This is a genomic window from Mycobacterium sp. 4858 (genome assembly GCF_900240975.1).
Taxonomy (GTDB): Bacteria; Actinomycetota; Actinomycetes; order Mycobacteriales; family Mycobacteriaceae; genus Mycobacterium.
Window position 1 is genome coordinate 1,001,950 of the sequence record NZ_LT968775.1, and the last position, 18,445, is coordinate 1,020,394.

The window sequence follows — 18,445 nt, forward strand, 5'->3', positions numbered from 1 at the left end:
GGTGAGGCGATGGAGGCGGCCGTGAGCAGATCTCACGCCGATCTGGTGTGTGAAGGCGGCGGCGTCCGGGGTATCGGGCTGGTCGGCGCGGTCGATGCGCTCTGCGAGGCCGGCTACCGGTTTCCGCGGGTTGCGGGTAGCAGCGCGGGCTCGGTCGTCGCGTCGCTGGTGGCCGCGCTACAGGCTGCGGGCGAGCCGCTGAGCCGGCTCGCGGAGATCATGCGGACCATCGACTACCGGAAGTTCCTGGATCGCAGCGTGATCGGCGAGGTGCCTCTGATCGGTGGGGCATTGTCGCTGCTGGTGTCCGACGGTGTCTACCGTGGCGCCTACTTGGAACGCCTGCTGGCCGGCCTGCTCGCGGACTTGGGCGTGCGGACGTTCGGCGACCTGCGCACGGGCGAGGAGCCGGACCAGTTCGCCTGGTCGCTGGTCGTCACGGCCAGCGACCTGTCCCGGCGCCGGCTGGTGCGCATCCCGTGGGACCTCGGCTCCTACGGCATCGACCCCGACGACTTTCCGGTGGCCCGCGCCGTGCACGCCTCGTCGGCGATTCCGTATGTGTTCGAGCCCGTCCGGGTGGGCGGCGCCACCTGGGTCGACGGCGGCCTACTATCCGATTTCCCGGTGGAGTTGTTCGATCGCCCGGACGCGCAGCCCCGCTGGCCGACCTTCGGCATCCGGCTGTCCGCGCGCCCCGGCATGAATCGCCGCGATCGAGACACTGGTGAGCAACCAGGACAACGCATACATCGACGATCCGTGCACCGTACGGCGCACCATCTTTGTTCCCGCCGACGAGGTCAGCCCCATCGACTTCGACATCACCGCCGAGCAACGCGACGCCCTGTATCAACGAGGATTGCAGGCGGGCCAACAGTTTCTGCGGACCTGGAGCTACCCGGACTACCTGGCCGCATGCGGCGGCCCGGAGAAAGGCGCGCCCTAGCAGAGTCCGATTCGGTGGTGACGACTATCCCCGCGCGCAGCGGATCTCGTGCAGACGATGCTCGACCCGCTCGACGTCGGCCGGCAAGGGCAATTGGTTCGTGACCCGGGTGATTTCGACGCCGATGTCAACCGGGTTGATCGGCCAGAATTGGCGCCTCATGAGTTTGGTTGCGATGGCCTTGATCTCGTCATCGCACAGCCGTCGGCGAGCCAAGGCGGCCACGGGCGAGTATCCGGTCGTGGGCATGCCGGCGGGGTAGCCGGCCCGCACGAAAGCCACAATGCTCGACACCCACAGTGCCAGGTCCATACTCCCACCTCGCTCACCGCCGCGATTGAAGAACGAGCGGCAGATCTTATGACTAGCAACGTAACACCGGCAACGTCATCAGCTGTGTAACGCCACACAGTTAAAACGCACTTTTTACGCGCCGGTATTGCTTCGGCGGCCCGGGCGATCTCGGTCACGATGCTCCTCGAGCGGGCGTGCCGTAACGCCGTTTGGCCGCAAGGGTTCCTAGTATTGCCGGGTGGCTGATCGCTATGGAACCGACGTCCTTGCCGCCGCGGGCCGGCGCAAGCCCCGCTCGACCGAGCACCCCGCCGAACCGGGACTGGTGGTCGAAGACGTGCAAACCGGATACGTCGGTGCGGTGGTACGAGTCGAGTACGGTCGGGTCGATCTCGAGGACCGGCACGGGCACGTGCGCGGCTTCCCCTTGGGCCCAGGATATTTGCTGGAGGGCCGCCCGGTGATCCTGACGGCGCCGCGCCGTGCGGCGCCCGTCGCCGCCGCGAGGACGGCTTCCGGGTCGGTGGCCGTGCCGGGCGCCCGCGCGCGGGTAGCCCGTGCCAGCCGGATCTATGTGGAGGGTCGCCACGACGCCGAACTCATCGCCCAGGTGTGGGGAGAGGACCTGCGGATCGAGGGGGTCGTCGTCGAGCACCTCGGCGGTGTGGACGACCTGGTGGGCATCGTGGCCGAGTTCGCGCCCGCTCCGGGGCGTCGGCTCGGTGTGCTCGTCGATCACCTCGTCACGGGTTCGAAGGAGGCGAGGATCGCCGACGCGGTGCGTCGCGGACCCGGGGGTAGCGACACCCTGGTGGTCGGTCATCCCTACGTCGACATCTGGCAGGCTGTGAAACCCCAGCGGCTCGGCTTGGCCGGCTGGCCGGACGTGCCGCGGCACATCGAGTGGAAGCACGGCGCATGCCGGGCGCTCGGGTTGCCCCACGCCAACCAGGCCGACATCGCCAGGGCCTGGCGGCACATCCGGTCCCGCGTGCGCGACTGGAATGACCTGGAACCCGCGCTGATCAGTCGCGTCGAGGAACTCATCGATTTCGTCACGCAGCCGTCCCCGTGACGCCGCCGGATCGCACCGTGCCGGGATCCCGGCCCTGGTATCACCAGTGTTGTTTCCCCGCAACAGCATTGGCCCTGATGGTGGCGTGTTGTGTGACCGCCTGCAGTCATCCGAGTGGTAACGCGGCGCGCCCGGAAGGCGGGAAATCCGGCCGCGTCAACGCGGTGAAGGTCACCATGGCCAGCGTCGGCGGCAAGGAGGTGTGCGCGCTGGACAACACCACCGTGTCCGCAGGCCCGGTGACGTTCACGGTCGCCAACACGAACGCGCCGGGGATCAGTGAGGTCGAATTGCTCAGCGACCAGCGGATCGTCGGCGAGAAGGAGGACCTCGCTCCCGGACTGGACCCGGTGTCGTTCACCGTCACCCTCGACGGTGGTGCGTACGAACTGTATTGCCCCGGCGCCAGCCGCGAACACCAGACCTTGACGGTGACGGGCCGGGCGGCAGCGAGGCCGGCCGGCGCCGCGGCGGGCATCCTCAGCCAGGGCACCAAGGACTACGCGGCATACATCATCAGGCAGATCGGTGAGCTCGGCGACGGGGTCAAGGCGCTCGACGCCGCCGTGCAGTCGGGCAACGTCGACGCCGCGAAGGCCGCTTACGCCAAAGCCCGGCTCTTCTGGGAGCGTTCGGAGTCAGCGGTGGGCGGATTCATCGTGTTGGGCTTCCCGGCCGGCGACAATGCCGGGAAATTCGACTATCTGATCGATATGCGCGAGTCCACCCCCGTCGATGCGAAAGTCGGCTGGAAGGGTTTCCACGCCATCGAACGTGACCTGTGGCAGGGCGGGGTGATCACCCCCGCCACGATGAATCTCAGCACCGAATTGCTGGGCAACGTCGCCAAGTTGAACGCCGTGGTCGCGCTCCTGCAGTATCAGCCCGAGGACCTGGCCAACGGTGCCAGCGACCTGATCGAAGAGATCCAGAACACCAAGATCACCGGCGAGGAGGAGGCGTTCAGCCACCTGGACTTGGTGGACTTTTCCGGCAATGTGGAGGGCGCCCAGCAGGCATACGCCTCGCTGAGGCCGGGCCTGGAGAAGATCGACGGCGATCTGGTCGGCCGGATCGATCAGCAATTCCGCACGGTGCTGGCCACTTTGGCCGGATACCGTGAGCCCGCCGCGCTGGGCGGGTTCCGGACGTACACCGCCGCGCTGAAGGCGACCGACGCGCCGAAGTTGACCGCGGTCATCCAGCCGCTGCACCAAAGCCTGTCCGCGGTCGCCCAGAAAGTCGTCGCCGCGGGCTGACCGTGACCGACGACATCGCCGAACCCGAAGAAGCCGCATCGGTTTCGCGCCGGCGCGTGCTCGGCGGCGCCGCGCTGGCCGGGCTTACCGGCACCGCGGTCGGTGGCCTTGCGGGCTACGCGACGGCGGCCGGACGCCCCGGCGACGGCTCGGGCGGCGGGGACGACAATGTCGACCTGCGGCGTAGCTACCCCTTCTACGGTCAGCCGCATCAGGGCGGAATCGCCACGCCCCCACAGCGTTACGCCATGTTCATGTCCTTCTCGCTGTCCGCCGGCGCCGGGCGCACCGAGGTGCAGACCCTCCTCGCGCGCTGGTCCGCCGCGGCCGCGATCCTGCAGGCGGGCAAGCCGGTCGGCGCCATCGAGCCGCGGGTGGAGGTCCAGCCACCGGCCGACACCGGGGAAGCCTACGGCCTGAGCCCGGCCAGTCTCACCGTCACCATCGGATTGGGGCCGTCGCTGTTCGGCGATCGGTTCGGGCTCGCCGCGCGGCGGCCCGCGGTCTTCACCGACCTGCCCCCGCTCAACGGCGACAACCTGGACCCTCGGCTGCGCGGCGGCGACCTGTCCGTGCAAGCCTGCGCCGACGACCCCCAGGTCTGCTATCACGCCGTGCGCAACCTGGCCCGGCTGGGCCGCAACCTCGTCGCACCGTCCTGGTCTGTGCTGGGATTCGGCCGAGCATCGGCCGGTCCCGGCCAGCGTACCCCGCGAAATCTGCTGGGATTCAAGGACGGGACCCGCAACATCGCCACGGACGCCGAGTACGACCGCTTCGTCTGGGTGCACGACAACGACCAGCCGTGGATGAACGGCGGGACGTATCAAGTGGTGCGGAAGGTCCGGATGCTGCTCGAAACTTGGGATGTCGACCGCATCGGCAATCAGCAGCGGATCTTCGGCCGCACCAAGGAGGAGGGAGCGCCGCTGAGCGGCATGGACGAATTCGACGCGCCCGACTTCGCCGCCAGGGGGGCCGACGGGCATCCGCTCATCGACCCGATGTCCCACGTCGCCCTGGCCGCCCGGGAAAACAATGACGGCATCATGATCCGGCGGCGCTCCTACAACTACACCGACGGCCTCGACGCCAACGGCCAACTCGACGCCGGCCTGCTGTTCATCTCGTATCAAAAAGATCCGCAAGATTTTATTCGCCTGCAGAACCGGCTGGGCGCCCACGACCTGCTCAACGAGTACATCCGCCACATCGGCTCGGCAATCTTCGCGGTGCCTCCCGCGCCCGCGGAAGGCCACTACATCGGACAAGGCCTTTTCGGCTGAGCAAACCTCCGTGGCGGGGCCCGGCGTTGGACGGCGCCACGTTTCGGCTGTGTGATGTTTCGTGTCGCCCGCGTAAACCAATCGGGTCCACCGTCACACATCGGCCGCCGCAGAGCACTAACTCCGTGAAGCCGCAGAATCAGCGAAACGGAGGAAGTCACATGACCGACGCGCTCGTCATCGACGCCGAAGGCCTCGACAAGCTGTCGTGTAACGCCAGGGCGAACCCGGAGACGGGGAAAAAAACCCTGAAGGCCAAGACGGTGTGCGAGACCGGGTTCCGCAACATGACCTACGTCCGCGACCTGGCGCCGATGCTGGTGGGCGAGCCGCCCGCGCTGCTCGGCGACGACTCCGCACCCAACCCTTCCGAAACCGCCCTGGCCGCGCTGGGTTCCTGCGTCTCGGTGGGCCTGCTGGCGAACGCGACGCACCGCGGTGTGACGCTGACCAAGATCGAGGTCGAGATGGAAGGCGACATCGACATCTCCGCGGTGTGGGGGGTGGGTGACACTCCCGAGGGAAAGCGCCTCGGCTTCAGCGCGGTTCGCTGCCGGGTGACGCTGGCCGGAGACGCCGACGACGCGACACTCAAGGAGATCCACGACAACGCGATCGCCTGGTCACCGGTGGTGAACACCTTCCGCAACCCGGTGAGCGTCGACTCCACCCTGTTCACCGGATAGGCACGGACAACGGTCGATGGCAACCACTTTGACGAAGACCGATCTCGGCCAGGAGATCAGGTTGGCCCGCGTCAAGCGAGGGCTGAGCTGGGCGAAAATCGCCGAATCGATCGGCAAGGACCCGGTATGGACCGTCGCGGCGCTCCTCGGGCAGCATCCGCTCCCCGCCGGTGACGCGGCAACGGTCGCATCGCTTCTCGGCCTCGACGACGAGGCGGTGGCGGTCCTGCAAATGATGCCGTACCGGGGTTCCGATGCGACCATGACAACAGATCCCACGATCTACCGGTTCCACGAGGCGCTGGCCGTCTACGGCCCGGCGATCAAGGAACTCATCGGTGAAGAGTTCGGTGACGGCATCATGAGCGCCATCAACTTCCAGATGAGCGTGCGGCGGCGGCCGCACCCCGAAGGCGACAGAGTGGTCGTCACTTTCGACGGCAAATTCCTCGACTATGCGTGGAAGCATTCGGCCCAGGAGGTATCGAGATGACGGCGACGATGGACCCGGCGGCCAGCCGGTTGGATGTCGAACTGCTGGAAGACATCCGGGCCCACGCCGGGGCGCTGGACCGCGGCGAGCACCAGGCCCGCCGCAGCTTCACCGCCTTGGGTGCGGCCGGTCTGCTCGGGGTCGGCGCTCCCGGCAACGCCGACGGCAGGCTGCCCGACATGGTCGAGGTGATCCGCTCGATCTCCGGAGAATGCATGAGCACCGGCTTCTCACTCTGGGCCCATCGGATGGCGGTGGAGTATCTGCTCACCGCGGCAACACCTTTCAGCGCCGCGGCGGCCCAGCCGCTGCTTGCCGGAACCACGCTTGGGGTGACCGGCATGGCTTCGGCGTTCAAGGAGGCGGCGGGCTGCGGAAGTTTGGAGTTGACGGCCGCGCCGGCCGACGGGGGCTACGTGGTGTCCGGATCGATCAGGTGGGCGAGCAACCTCTATCCGGACTCGACGATGGTGACCGCGGTGCGCACCGACGCAGGCGAGCGGCTGATCGTGGCCCTGCCGCTGAACACACCCGGCGTTGCGGTCGGTGATCATTTCGACCTGCTGGCAATGGGTAGCACCGCCTCGTCGTACCTGAAGCTGGCGGACGCCTATGTCCCCTCGGAGCAGGTGTTGGCGAGCGACTTCGACGGCTTCCTGCGGGCGGTCCGTCCGACGTTCCTCGTCCTGCAGTCGGCCATGTGCCTGGGGTTGACCAGAACCGCGGTGGGGCAGGCCAGGAACGCCCTCAGCGGGGTGAACTCGGTCTTCAGCGCCCAGGTCGACCAGGTCGAGGAGAAGCTCGCCGGTGCGGAGGCGGCAGTGGCGGATCTGGCCGCCGCCGTGGGCGGGGACGAGCCGCCCACCAAGCGGGAGCTGTTGTCGCTGCGGCTTGCCGCAGCCGAACTCGCCAGCGCCAGTGCGGATCTCGAGGTCCGTACCGCCGGCGGCAAGGGGTATGCGAGCAGGACATCGGCGAGCCGCCGCTACCGGGAGGCGGCGTTCATCCCGGTTCAGTCCCCGTCCGAAGGCCAGCTGCGCTGGGAACTGGCGGCATGCGCTTGAGTGCGAGACCATGGTGACCCCGGTGGCGGTGCCGCCGGGGGGCACCGAATCCGAACGCGTCGTCGGCGGCGTCCCGCTTGCGAAACTGGTGCGCGACTTTCACCGGCCGATGGTCAATTTCGCCCGCACCATGGTGGATTCGCCCACGGTGGCCGAAGAGGCGGTGCAGGAGGCCTGGGTGCAGATCCTGCAGTCCGCGGAGTCGTTCGAGGGCCGTTCCTCGGTCGCGACGTGGCTGTTCGCGATCGTCAAGAACACCGCATCGCGGCACCGGCGCCGCGAATCCCGCATCCGCGACCACGAGGTGCTGTCCGCGGAGGATGTCGACCCGCTGGCGGGCCGCATGCATCCCGCCGGCCATCCTGACGCCGGACACTGGAACCTCCCGCCGTCACGGCGCTTCCTGCCCGCGGACCACACCGTCGAGAACGAGCTCGTCGGGCAGGTACGTGCGGCGCTGGACGCGCTGCCGGCTCGGCAACGGCAACTGGTCATCCTGCGGGACATCGTCGGCGCCTCCGCGGAGGAGGCGGCCGAGCTGCTCGAACTCACCGCTGAAGGGCAACGCGCGCTGCTCTACCGCGCCCGCGGCAATCTGCGCAACGAATTGGAAGAGCGGTATCGCCGATGACCGTCCACGACAACACCGTCCCCGCCATCGACTGCGTCGAGTTCGTCCACCTCGTCGACGAACTCGTCGACTCCGATCCCCGGCAATGGGGCCCGATCGTCGCCAAGCACCTCGACGAATGCCCCCCGTGCCTGATCTACCTGCAGCAGATGCTCGACCTGAAGATCCTGCTCGCCCACGTCTTCGAGGGCGAGACGCTCAGCGAAGAGCATGTCAGCGGGGTCATCAACGCGCTCAACGCATTACGGAAAGGCGAACACCGATGACCATCAATGCGCAAGCGCCCCAGTGGGAAGACGAAGTGCCGCCAAACGCCTTCGCCCCCTTTGCCTCCGGGGGGACGACGGAGGTCGCGGCCGGCGACCCGTTCGAGCCGCTCAGCGTGGGCGCCATGGTGGACCGCGTGGCCGCCATGGCCGTCGAGAAGGCGACGCACCCGTGGGCGTTCCTGGTGCGCTCCCTGGTCGGCGGGGCGATGGTAGCGTTCGGCGCGCTGCTGGCGTTGATGGTGAGCACCGGGGTCAAGATCCCGGGCGTTGCGAGCCTGTTGATGGGCCTGGCGTTCGGCATGTCCTTCGTCCTGATCCTGGTCTCCGGGATGTCGCTGATCACCGCCGACATGGCCGCCGGTTTCCTGGCTGTCCTCAACCGCACCATGAGCGTCGGCGGTTACGCCTTTCTGGTGATCGTCGGCCTGCTCGGCAACGTCCTGGGGGCGCTGGCGTTCGTCACCGTCTGTGGCGCCGCGGGAGGACCCTACCTGGGCGCCTTCGCCGAGCGGGCGGCCGCGGTCGGCGCGCAGAAGGCCGGCCAGCCCTTCTGGACGGCGCTGCTGCTGGCCGTGGTGTGCACCTGGTTCCTGCAAACCTCGATGTGCATGTTCTTCAAGGCCCGCAGCGACGTCGCCCGCATGACGTTCGCGTTCTATGGGCCGTTCGCATTCGTGATCGGCGGCACCCAGCACGTGATCGCCAACGTTGGCTTCCTCGGCCTTCCTCTGCTGCTCAACCTGTTTCACCCCGCCGCGCCGCGAGCCGGCATCGGTTGGGGCTTCGGTCCACACGGCCTGCTCACCAACCTGGGCATCACCACCGTGGGCAACCTGGTCGGCGGCACGCTGTTCGTGGCGCTGCCGTTCTGGGTCATCGCGCAGTTGCAGCGGCAACGCAGCTAGCCGGCGCCTGACCATGGCGTTACGGCCGCCTTAACGGGTGGCGCTAACAGCCCTCCGTCCCGTTGGTTAGGGACTTAAGCCTCACGACCGGGACGCCCGCGGGTTTATAACGTCGCTGGTGATGGAGGGAGAACGAAATGTCAACACCTGACCAGCACCGCGGCATCGTCGTCGCGGTGGACGGCTCGTCGGCGTCGAACGCCGCCGCGACCTGGGCCGCCCACGAAGCTTCACTGCGTAATGTTCCACTGACCGTCGTCCACGCGGTGACGACACCCACCGCCACCTGGCCGCCGGTCCCATACCCCGACTCTCTGGCGGTGCGGCTGGAAGACGAGGGCAAAAAGGCGATCATGCACGCGATCAAGCTCGCCGAGGAGACACTTCCGGCGGACGGACACGTCACGATCAACCGGGAACTCGTGTACTCCAGCCCGGCGCTGGCCCTGATCAAGATGTCCGACGAGGCTGAGATGATCGTCGTGGGCACCGCCGGACGGGGATTGCTGGCCCGGGGCGTGCTGGGTTCGGTCAGTTCGACGGTCGTGCGGCACGCGCATTGCCCGGTCGCCGTCGTCCATGCAGACGGTCAACCGGCGGCGCAAGACGCGCCGGTACTGGTCGGGGTCGACGGCTCACCGGCTTCCGAGCTCGCGATCGGAGTCGCGTTCGACGAAGCCTCCCGGCGCGGTGTCGGCCTGACGGCACTGCACGCCTGGAGCGACATCGCGATCACCGACCTCCCGGAAGCGGATTGGTCATCCCTGGAATCCGAGGCGCACCGCAGCCTGGCCGAGAACCTGGCGGGCTGGCAGGAACGCTACCCCGACGTGGCGGTGCAGCGATTGGTCGTGCGGGATCAACCGGCCCGGCAGCTCGCCGAAAAGTCCGAGACCGCACAGCTTCTGGTCGTCGGTAGTCACGGGCGCGGCGGTCTGACCGGTGTGCTGTTGGGATCGGTCAGCAACGCGGTCCTGCACTCGGTTCGGATACCGGTGATCGTCGCGCGGCCACCGGCGTCCGCCTGATCTACGCCGGGCGAGACGACCGTCGCCGTCCACGCGCAAAGGGCGGCGACGTCGCGTCCGGCGCGCGCCACGGTCCGGTCGGGGCGCACCACCGCAGCGGTGGCATGGCCACGGTGTAGCCATGCCGCCAGCGGGCTGCCGGGTTCGGCGACCAGCACAGTGACGTTGCGCCGCCGCAGCGCCGCCTCGTCGGCGGCAGCGGGGCGAACGGTGCTGATCAATGCGAAACCGGTGCCAAGCGCGTCGTCCAGCCGGTGACCTTGGCCCAGCGGCGCATTCGGGCAGAGCGTGCCGGCAAGCCGGCGCGGTTTCCGGGATGTGTCTACCAAGGCGGAACGGTGCAGCGCCGGCGTTGTCGAGTCCACCACCTTGTCGCGCAGGCCGGGGATGAGCCGCAGCCGCGGCAACACAGCCCGGCGGGCTGCATTGCCCAGGCGGCCCCCGCCGGTCATCGCCCAACCGACCGCCAGCGCCAGCCGAATCATGGATCGGGTATGCGGTTTGCGTTCCCGCTCATAGGTTTCGAGGACGCTCGGCGCCAGCGTGCCGTGGTGGACCCCGGCGATCTTCCAGGCCAGGTTGGCAGCATCGCGCAAACCCGCTCCCATGCCCTGGCCGATGAACGGGGGAGTGAGGTGCGCCGCGTCGCCGAGGATGAACACGTTTCCGCGGCGCCAGCGGTCGGCGATCTGTGCGCGGAATGTGTATTCGGCGACGCGCACCAGAGTCAGCTCGCCGGCGGGCACGGCGCTGGTCCACGGCTTGATCAACGGGCGCAATCGGTCCAGGGTGCCGAAATCGTCCGCGGTCTCGCCGTCCAGCAACCGGAACTCCCACCGGTAGCGGGCCGGCCCGATGCGCATGTAGGTCCCCGCGCGATTCGGGTCGCACAACTGGTGCACCCCGTCCCACTGGCCCAGATCGGCGTCGCTGGCGACGTCGACCACCAGCCAGCGCTGCTGAAAGTTCAAGTCCCGCATGGTCGAACCGATGCCCGCGCGCACCATGCTGTTGGCGCCGTCGCAGCCCAGCAGGTAGTCGGCGTCGACCCGGTGGAGCCCGCCGTCGGAGCGGTCGGCGAACGTAACCCGAATGCATGTCCCGTCCGTCACGACGTCGGTGACTTCGGCGTTCCCCCGGAGCTCGGCGCGCGGGTGGCGCTCGAGGTTGGCCCGCAGCAGGGCCTCCAATTCCGGCTGGTCGAACATGTTGGCCGGCGGGAAGCCGTGCACATTGTGCCCGGGGTCGCGGTCGAACTCGGCGAGCGTCCGAAACCGGCTGTCCACCAACCGCAGGCCCAGCGTAGGCCGCGATATCGCGGCGAATTCGTCGGCCAGCCCGAGGCGGGCGATGATGCGATAGATCTCGTCGTCCAGGTGCACCGCGCGGGGCTGGGGATACAGGCCGGGCCAGCGGTCGAGCACCAGGCAGTCCACGCCGTACTGCGCCAGCAGCGTGGCCGCGGTGACGCCGGTCGGTCCGGCGCCGACGATGACGACGGGGACCCGCCGGGTGGGCGGAGTTGTCACGCGAATCGGACGGTGGTGCGCTGCGTTCCGAGGTCGATGGCCCCGTCGTCGGTCGCCACGGACGCTTCGACGACGTCACCGTCACGCAAGTAGTTGCGGTTGGCGGCCTGGCGCGAGAAGAACATCTTCCATTTCAGCGCCGGCGGCAACAGGTTTCCGATGACCTGCACGGGCCTCGGTGGGGCGCTCAGCGCGGTGCCGGCCGGCGTGCCGGTGAGCACCAGGTCGCCCGGGGCGAGCTCCTGGAACTGGGTGAGCGACTGCAGCGCCTGCAGGGGCCGGTAGAGCATGTCGCCCTCGACGAGTGAGTTCTGGCGTTCCTGGCCATTGACGCTCAGGCGCAGTCGCAAATCACCGAAGCGCTTGAACTCGTCGGCGGTGAGCAGGACGAGTTCCGGCCCGACCGGTGTGAAGGTCGGGTACGACTTCGCCTCGTAGAACTGGGTTTGCGGGAGCTGGATGTCACGCGCGGAGACGTCGTTGGTGACGACCAGGCCGGCGAGGAAATCGCTCAGGTTTTCCTCGGAGATGGCGGTGCCGACCGGGACCCCGCGGCCGATCACCAGCCCGACCTCCACCTCGTAGTCCAGCAGCCGGACGTGCGGGGGTTTGACGATGTCGGCGAAAGGCCCGTTGATGGAGGCCGACGCCTTGCGGAAAAAGGTCAGCGGGATCGACGCCGGGTCCATGCCCGCGTCTTTGACGTGCGATTCGTAGTTGGTCATCTGGGCGATCACCCGGCAGGGCCGGGTCACCGGCGACACCAACTTCAGGGTATCGACGGGCACGGTAACGGCGCTGGCGGCCGCGTTCTCGATGGCACTGCGGTCGGCCAGCAGCGCGGCGGTGGTTGTTGCGGTGGTGTCGATCTTCGCCGCGCCGCGGGCGGTCTTGAGCCACCATGCGTCGTGGGTGTGCAGCACGGAAAGGGTCATGACGTGGGAACTTTCAGTAGGCCGATCAGGCGGTTGACATCGAACTCGTTTTGCGCTCGGAGCGCGGTGATCATCGAAACCACTTCCCGGCGGGCCGATTTCGGATCGGTGCCGAGGAAGTCTCTGGTTGCCGGCGGTCCCCATTGGGCCAAACCGGACGCGGTGAAGGGCGCCCAGCCGGGGTCCAGCGTGTTATCGAACAGGTCGCCATCGGTGAAGTGCTCGAATAAATAGCCGTCGGGATCGCGCCAGTAGTCGAAGATCTGACTGCCCTGGATGTGCCTGCCGATCCCCCAGGACCGGGAAAATCCCTGGGCGCCAAGGTATTCACCGCCGGCGGCGAGCGCGTCGAGATCGCTGACCTGATATGCCGAATGGACGTAGCGGTTAGCCGGGCCAAGGGCCATCGCCAGGGTGTGGTGATCGGCCGGTGTCGACCCGCGGTCGCACCGGATGAAACTCATCGTCGGCCCTCGGTCGCGCTGCCCGGGAAAGTAGAGAAAGTCGCTGACGATCATGCCCAGGTTGTCCAGGTACCAGTTCAGCGTCTCGACGTACTTGGTCGACTGCACCACCAGATGGCCCAGGCGCTGCACCTGCGCGGGCGCCCGAGGGGGCCGCTGGCCGGCGTTGATGCGCCGGACCTCGCGTCCGAAATTGAACTGGTGGACGTGTTGGCCCGGCAGCTCCGGGAGTTCGTGTACGCCGGCGACCACCCGGACCGGCATGCCGCTGGGGTCGATCAACGTGACCGACAACCCACCGATGGTCTCCGGTAACGGTTCGACGGGCGCGCCGAAGCTGTCCGCCAGCCGGAGCACGTCGGCCTCGTCGCACGCCCGGAAAGCCGCACCCGTGAAGCGGTTGCTCGGGCCGTGGCGCAGGATGACGCACGGCGCGCCTTCCCGGGTGCCGCGCAGCTGCAGTTCGTTGGGGCGGTGCTGCGCCGTGTGGAAGCCGAACGCCCGCGCGAACGCGTCTGCCCGCGTCAGGTCGAGTCGCTCGAACTCCAGCCACGCGATGTCGGCGACTTTGATCACCGGGTTGCGGGCACGCCCGGGGTGTTCGCCGCGTCGCGGACCCTGTTCGCTGTGCGCCTGCGCACGGGCGCTCTTCGTCAGATGCATCACCACTCCATCGAGTAACTGACGAAATCGTCACATACGAGAGAACGTTCAGTCAAGACCCTGACGGAATCGTCATCACTGAGGCATACTGCTGTGAATGAGCGCGATGGTGGAGCCGGCCAATCGGCTGGAGCGGCGCAAGTGGCGGACCCGGGCGGCGCTGGTCAAGGCCGCGCAGCAACTGATTGCCGAGGGCAAGGTCAACGTGCCCGTCCTGGAGATCACCCAGGCGGCCGACGTCGGAATGGGATCCTTCTACAACCACTTCGACAGCAAGGAGCAGCTGTTCGAGGCGGCCGTCGCCGACGTGCTCGACGCTTACGGGTCGATGCTGGACCGGCTCACGGAGTCCATCGAGGACCCGGCCGAGACGTTCGCCACCAGTTTCCGGCTGACCGGTCGGCTGTTTCGCCGCCGACCGCAGGAGAGCCGGATTCTGTTGGCCAATGGGCTGGAGTTGTTGTCGTCGCAACGGGGTCTGGCGCCGCGCGCCCTCCGCGATATCAAGGCCGGGGTGGCCGCCGGGCGGTTCGACATCGAGGATCCCGAGCTGGCCCTCGCCATGGCCGGCGGTGCGCTGCTCGGCCTGGGCAATCTGTTGCGTGAGGATCCCGATCGTGACGACGCGCGCGCCGCGGACCTCGTCACCGAGAACGTTCTGCGGCTGTTCGGCCTCAGCGCCGCCGAGGCGCGCGCGATCTGCCGACGCCCGCTGCCCGACGACGGACTCGACGCGGACTAGCGGGCGACGGCGGCCACCGAGAATGCGACGTTGCGACCGACGGCCCCATCGTCGCCGGCCGCGTCGGGGGCGGTCCACCGCACCTGAGCGGTGCCGTTGACGTGCAGAACGGCGCCGGTAGCGAAGTCGACGAACAGCAAAGCGGCTTCGTCGTCGACGGCGAGGTTGCCGTAACTGTTGAACATGTTGTTCCCCGGGAAATCCGGCCACCACAGTCGGGCCGGGGAGTCGACCCGGACGAATCCGGGTGGGCCTCCGCGGTGTGACGCATCGCTGCCGCGGCTGGGATGGGTGGTGCCCAGGAAGAACGTGTCCGACGTGGCAATCATCGCTTGAGCGGACGGGTCCAGAAGCGTTGCGCGCCCGGCTTGTTGCGACCGAGGGGCGGCAAGGGTGGCGACCTCGATCGGGTGGCGGTGGATGTACTTGGGGCAGTTGCCGTATGACTGGTCGACGCGGACGGTCATGCCCCGGTGGTCGGCACTGACGAGGTCGCCGTTGACCCGCAGCCTGCGCCGGGTGGCGAAGTCGATCGCGATGAGGCCGACCTGTTGACCGCTCGGGATCTCGTGCAGCGGATCGCCGTCGCGGGGGAAGGTCGACACGTGCAAGACGTCGTCTTGTCCGCGGAGAAAGCCCGGCGGCGCGGCCAGCGGCGAGATCCACAGGACCCCGTCGCGGTCTCGTCCGGTCAGCGCGGCGAACCGCTGTGACGCCAGAAATCGTGCGGCGCCGGGCGACAGGCCCGTACCGTCGAGCATGCCCTCAAGCCGCTTGGCCTCGGCTTCGACCCCCGCTCGGCGCTGTGTTGCGGTCTCGCCCTCGTGGAATCCCGTCGCGGTCACGCGAGGCGTAACAACGGTGCCGGGGCAAAGCTTCCGCGGTGCGGTCGGAGCTGGGCGATCCGCCTAGGCGACCGACACGATGCGGGCGACCAACTTGCCGCCGCGGATGACCTCGATCGTCTGGCCGGCCGCGACCTCGTCGAAATATCGCCCCGCGCGCTTCCGTAGTTCGTCGAGCTCGATCCCGCCGCTGGCTTCGGCGGGGATCGGGGCCGGCTCCGCGTCACCGGCGGGCACGATCTGCGCCAGTAATCGACCGCCGCGAACCACGCTGAGGGCCTCCCCGGCCGCGACCCGGTCGAAGCACCGCCCGGCACGTGTTCGCAGTTCGTCGAGGCCGACCCAACCACCGGTGTCCGATGCCGCGGGCTCGGCGGATCGCGCCGGGATAGGAGCGACCCTCCAGTCACCGACGGGCACGATGCGGCCCACGAGCTTGCCGCGACGGACGATGTCGATGGTCTCGCCGGTGGCCACCCGCTCGAGATACGTGCACGCGTCACTCCGAAGTTGGCCTAGGCCAATGGTTTCCCGCATCTCACGCCGAACGCGGCATGCACCGGCCGGCCGCGGCGATGTTGAACCGACGGAGCCCGCTCGAGTCAGCCGCGCGGTGCCAGCATGTCCTTCCATCCGTCGTCTCCTGTCTTACTCGAATTCTCAACTGCGTACTTGACGCCGTCGGGCCCCACCAGCTCACCGCTCTGGGGAAGATAGACGGCCGGGGGAGGGCCGCTGGGGGTGTATACGCACGGATTCGGTTGCTGCCCATTGCATTCGACGGTGCCCGACCCCGGCCGCTGCAATGCGTCGCTGACGGGCGGCGGTGTCCCCGAGACCCTGTCCGAGGGCGCCGGGTTCATGCCGTTGTCGACCGATGGCGCGGGGATGACCTGGCCGGGCTTCACCGGCTGGTCGCAGCGCGCGGCGGGCGCCGGGCAGGTCAGGATCTGGTTGGGGTCGCCATACCAGGGGTTGGTGCCCAGCGGCACATAGGGTTTGGGGTCGCGGCACTCTCGTGGCGTCGCGGCGCGTTTGCCGGGGACATCCACACAGGGCAGGTTGCGTGCGCCGCGCACGGCATTGGCCGGAGTGTCCTGCGGGATCTTGCAATACGTCCCGGACGGCATCGGCGCCAGGCTGGTATCCGCCGGAGACCGCCACTGCTCTGCCGGGAGAAAGCCGGTCAGGCACGGCGGGGGCTGGTTGATCGTCAGCGAGGTGCCGAGCGACGCGTAGCCCGGGAAGGCCGTCGTGACCGTCTGTCCTTCCGAGGCGCCCTGCGGGTAGGCCACCAACAGCTGCTCGACGCCCTTGTGGTAGCGCTTGAGCATGTCCAGCACGATCTCGAGATTCGCCAGCGTCTGCGGCAGCGAGTCACGGACGTCGCTGAACACCTCGTTGACCTGATCGGCGGTCGGCGCCCCTTGGGTCAGGATGCTCTGCACATGCTGATCGCTCTGCGCGCTCTGCGCGGCCAGGATGCTCAGGTTGTGCGACCAGCGCTCGATCGAGTCACCGGAGTTGACCTGGCTGTCGATGATCGGCCCGGAGTTTTGGATGATGTCGTTGACGTCGGCGATGTTGGTCTTGAAGTCACCGGCGATCGCCTGCGTCGCGTGCACCAGCCGCTGCAGCGCGGGGCCCAATCCGCCGACCGCTTGGGCTGTTTCGTCGAGCAGCGAGGCGATCTTGTCCTTGGGCAGCACCGCGAGCCCGCGGTTGGCGGCATCCAGCGCCGGCCCGATCTCGGTGGGCACCGTGCCCTTGGTGATGGTCTGTCCGGGCGAGAAGTACTGGCCGGGGTTGCCCGTCGACACCAGGTCCAGGTACTGCTCACCGACCGCCGACACCGAATGCACGTTCGCCGACGCGTCAATCGGGATCTTGTAGCGGTCGGCGATGCTCATGGTCACCCGCGCGCCGGTCTTGGTCGGCTCGACGGCGGTGACCGTGCCGATGGTTTCACCGCGATAGGTCACGTTCGAGGTCTTGTAGAGACCGCCCGACGCGGGCAGCTCCGCTTTCAGCGTGTACTGGCCGATCCCGACCGCGCTGGGAATCTGCAGGTAATACCAGCCCAGCGCGACCGCCGTGATCGCAGTCAGGACGGCGAACATGACCAGCTGGCGTTTGATGAATCGGGTCAGCATTGCCGGTCCGCCCTCTCGACCAGCGGCCCGCCGGGGACGTCATTGGGGTTCGGCGTGTAGCGGACGTCGGGGATCATCGTCTCGGGGTCGCGGCCCCACGATTGCTCGAGTGCGCGCAGCGCTCCGGAGAACCCGGTCCCGGTGAGGACCGCGTTGTCGACGGCGCTCATGGTCAGGTCCAGCGTGAGCGACAGGTTGAAGTAGTCGCCGCGGAACGCCTTGGGCACGGCGTCGATGTCGAACGGGCGGACGAGGATCAGCTTGAGGGCGCGAATCAGATATGGCGCCGCACGGCCGAGTTCCCGCAACGGGCACTGCAGCGACAACAGGTCCTGGTGGATGTCGCCGCGCGCGCCCGACAGGTATTGGTCGGCGAGTTGGCTGAGCCGTCCCGTCGCGTCCACCGCGTTGATCAAAAGGTTCTGTTTGTCGGCGAAATGCTTGAGCAAAGGCGGGAATTCGGTGAGGACACGGTCCAAGACGTCCGAACGGGGACCCACGTAGGCCAGCAGCCGGTTGGTGGAGTTGATGGCTCGGGTGATGTCAGCGCGTTGCTCGTCGAGTCGGGCGGTGAAGGTGTCGAGTTTGCCGAGGAAGGCGCGGATCTGGTCCGCCCGGCCGTTGACGATGTTGTAGACCTCGTTCTGCAGCACTTCGAGGTTCGGGATGCCTCCGCCGCGGAGCACGATGGCAAGACTTGCCAGCGTCTGCTCGGTCGTGGGATACATGGACGCATTTTTGAGCGGGATGGTGTCGCCGTCCCGCAGTGGTTCCGGGGACGGGTTGGGCGGTGCGGCCAGCTCGACATGCTGTGAACCCAGGAGACTGGTCTGGCCGATCTTGGCGGTTGCGTTCCTGGGCAGCTTGACGTCCTTGCCCAGACGTAGTGTCAGCGTCGCGACCCAGTTCTTCAGTTGGATCGCGCGTACCGTGCCGACGAAGACGTCGGCCACCCGCACGCGGCTGTTGTCGTTGAGCGCCAGTGTGTCCGGCATCTGCACGTAGACGGTGTAGGACCCCGGCCCCGAGCCCGGGCCGCCCGGCATCGGCACGTTCGCGATTCCGTGCCACTTCGCGCACGACGCCAGCATCGCCGCGGCGCTCAATATGGCCAGCCCCTTGAAGGCCCGGTGCCGTGTGCGAGAGCCGAACGCGCGCAGCATGTTCCGGATCGC

19 protein-coding genes and 1 pseudogene are annotated in these 18,445 nt (G+C 68.0%); 12 read left to right on the top strand and 8 right to left on the bottom strand.

What is annotated here, in order from left to right:
* Positions 1-9: 9 nt before the first annotated feature.
* Positions 10-949 (top strand): annotated as a pseudogene (locus C1737_RS04635) (patatin-like phospholipase family protein).
* Between the two features lie 24 nt (positions 950-973).
* Here the strand turns inward: C1737_RS04635 and C1737_RS04640 are convergent.
* Positions 974-1,261, bottom strand: a complete 288-nt coding sequence (locus C1737_RS04640) for a DUF3349 domain-containing protein (protein WP_067916738.1) — start codon at positions 1,259-1,261, stop codon at positions 974-976.
* 220 nt (positions 1,262-1,481) lie between these two features.
* Between C1737_RS04640 and C1737_RS04645 the strand changes: the two genes are divergently transcribed.
* The 10 genes from C1737_RS04645 (at position 1,482) to C1737_RS04690 (ending at position 9,939) form a co-directional block, all read left to right on the top strand.
* On the top strand, positions 1,482-2,318 hold the full coding sequence (locus C1737_RS04645; protein WP_102417365.1) for a DUF3097 family protein: 837 nt from the start codon (positions 1,482-1,484) through the stop codon (positions 2,316-2,318).
* Between the two features lie 77 nt (positions 2,319-2,395).
* Positions 2,396-3,577, top strand: coding sequence for an iron uptake system protein EfeO (gene efeO / locus C1737_RS04650; protein WP_233214653.1), 1,182 nt, complete (start codon positions 2,396-2,398; stop codon positions 3,575-3,577).
* Positions 3,574-4,863, top strand: a complete 1,290-nt coding sequence (gene efeB / locus C1737_RS04655; RefSeq protein WP_102417366.1) for an iron uptake transporter deferrochelatase/peroxidase subunit — start codon at positions 3,574-3,576, stop codon at positions 4,861-4,863. Before efeO ends, efeB begins: the two co-directional genes overlap by 4 nt.
* A gap of 161 nt (positions 4,864-5,024) precedes the next feature.
* On the top strand, positions 5,025-5,549 hold the full coding sequence (locus C1737_RS04660; RefSeq protein WP_067916744.1) for an OsmC family protein: 525 nt from the start codon (positions 5,025-5,027) through the stop codon (positions 5,547-5,549).
* Between the two features lie 16 nt (positions 5,550-5,565).
* Positions 5,566-6,042: a cyanase gene (gene cynS / locus C1737_RS04665; protein WP_102417367.1), complete on the top strand. Its 477-nt coding sequence runs from the start codon at positions 5,566-5,568 to the stop codon at positions 6,040-6,042.
* Entirely contained in the window at positions 6,039-7,106 is a 1,068-nt protein-coding gene (locus tag C1737_RS04670) for an acyl-CoA dehydrogenase family protein (protein WP_067916748.1), read from the top strand. Before cynS ends, C1737_RS04670 begins: the two co-directional genes overlap by 4 nt.
* A 10-nt stretch (positions 7,107-7,116) precedes the next feature.
* The gene (locus tag C1737_RS04675) at positions 7,117-7,737 is read left to right on the top strand and encodes an RNA polymerase sigma factor (protein ID WP_102417368.1); all 621 of its coding nucleotides are present in this window, start codon (positions 7,117-7,119) and stop codon (positions 7,735-7,737) included.
* Positions 7,734-8,003, top strand: coding sequence for a hypothetical protein (locus C1737_RS04680; RefSeq protein WP_067916752.1), 270 nt, complete (start codon positions 7,734-7,736; stop codon positions 8,001-8,003). Before C1737_RS04675 ends, C1737_RS04680 begins: the two co-directional genes overlap by 4 nt.
* On the top strand, positions 8,000-8,911 hold the full coding sequence (locus C1737_RS04685; protein WP_067916754.1) for a formate/nitrite transporter family protein: 912 nt from the start codon (positions 8,000-8,002) through the stop codon (positions 8,909-8,911). Before C1737_RS04680 ends, C1737_RS04685 begins: the two co-directional genes overlap by 4 nt.
* 137 nt (positions 8,912-9,048) lie before the next feature.
* Positions 9,049-9,939, top strand: a complete 891-nt coding sequence (locus C1737_RS04690) for a universal stress protein (protein WP_068096504.1) — start codon at positions 9,049-9,051, stop codon at positions 9,937-9,939.
* Here the strand turns inward: C1737_RS04690 and C1737_RS04695 are convergent.
* Genes C1737_RS04695 through C1737_RS04705 form a run of 3 tightly spaced genes read right to left on the bottom strand, consistent with a single transcriptional unit; the run spans position 9,831 to position 13,530 of the window.
* Positions 9,831-11,468: a bifunctional 3-(3-hydroxy-phenyl)propionate/3-hydroxycinnamic acid hydroxylase gene (locus C1737_RS04695; RefSeq protein WP_199182779.1), complete on the bottom strand. Its 1,638-nt coding sequence runs from the start codon at positions 11,466-11,468 to the stop codon at positions 9,831-9,833. The two genes, C1737_RS04690 and C1737_RS04695, sit on opposite strands and share 109 nt — an antisense overlap.
* The gene (locus tag C1737_RS04700; protein ID WP_102417370.1) at positions 11,465-12,403 is read right to left on the bottom strand and encodes a fumarylacetoacetate hydrolase family protein; all 939 of its coding nucleotides are present in this window, start codon (positions 12,401-12,403) and stop codon (positions 11,465-11,467) included. The genes C1737_RS04695 and C1737_RS04700 overlap by 4 nt, the downstream gene beginning before the upstream one ends.
* Positions 12,400-13,530 carry a VOC family protein gene (locus tag C1737_RS04705; RefSeq protein ID WP_068096520.1) on the bottom strand — a complete coding sequence of 377 codons (1,131 nt, stop codon included), beginning with the start codon at positions 13,528-13,530 and terminating at the stop codon, positions 12,400-12,402. The genes C1737_RS04700 and C1737_RS04705 overlap by 4 nt, the downstream gene beginning before the upstream one ends.
* A gap of 97 nt (positions 13,531-13,627) precedes the next feature.
* Between C1737_RS04705 and C1737_RS04710 the strand changes: the two genes are divergently transcribed.
* A complete protein-coding gene (locus C1737_RS04710; protein ID WP_067918019.1) occupies positions 13,628-14,272 on the top strand; it encodes a TetR/AcrR family transcriptional regulator in 645 nt (214 codons plus the stop codon).
* Here the strand turns inward: C1737_RS04710 and C1737_RS04715 are convergent.
* The 4 genes from C1737_RS04715 to C1737_RS04730 all read right to left on the bottom strand — a co-directional run bounded on the left by C1737_RS04715 (position 14,269) and on the right by C1737_RS04730 (position 18,433).
* Positions 14,269-15,117, bottom strand: a complete 849-nt coding sequence (locus tag C1737_RS04715; RefSeq protein ID WP_102417371.1) for a pyridoxamine 5'-phosphate oxidase family protein — start codon at positions 15,115-15,117, stop codon at positions 14,269-14,271. The two genes, C1737_RS04710 and C1737_RS04715, sit on opposite strands and share 4 nt — an antisense overlap.
* 63 nt (positions 15,118-15,180) lie before the next feature.
* Positions 15,181-15,594 carry a type II toxin-antitoxin system Phd/YefM family antitoxin gene (locus tag C1737_RS26815; RefSeq protein ID WP_199182780.1) on the bottom strand — a complete coding sequence of 138 codons (414 nt, stop codon included), beginning with the start codon at positions 15,592-15,594 and terminating at the stop codon, positions 15,181-15,183.
* A 125-nt stretch (positions 15,595-15,719) separates the two neighbouring features.
* Positions 15,720-17,270 (bottom strand): MlaD family protein, encoded by a 1,551-nt coding sequence (locus tag C1737_RS04725; RefSeq protein WP_102417372.1) that lies wholly within the window; start codon positions 17,268-17,270, stop codon positions 15,720-15,722.
* Complete coding sequence (locus C1737_RS04730; RefSeq protein ID WP_102417785.1) at positions 17,264-18,433, bottom strand: virulence factor Mce family protein; 1,170 nt, start codon at positions 18,431-18,433, stop codon at positions 17,264-17,266. The genes C1737_RS04725 and C1737_RS04730 overlap by 7 nt, the downstream gene beginning before the upstream one ends.
* Between the last annotated feature and the right edge of the window lie 12 nt (positions 18,434-18,445).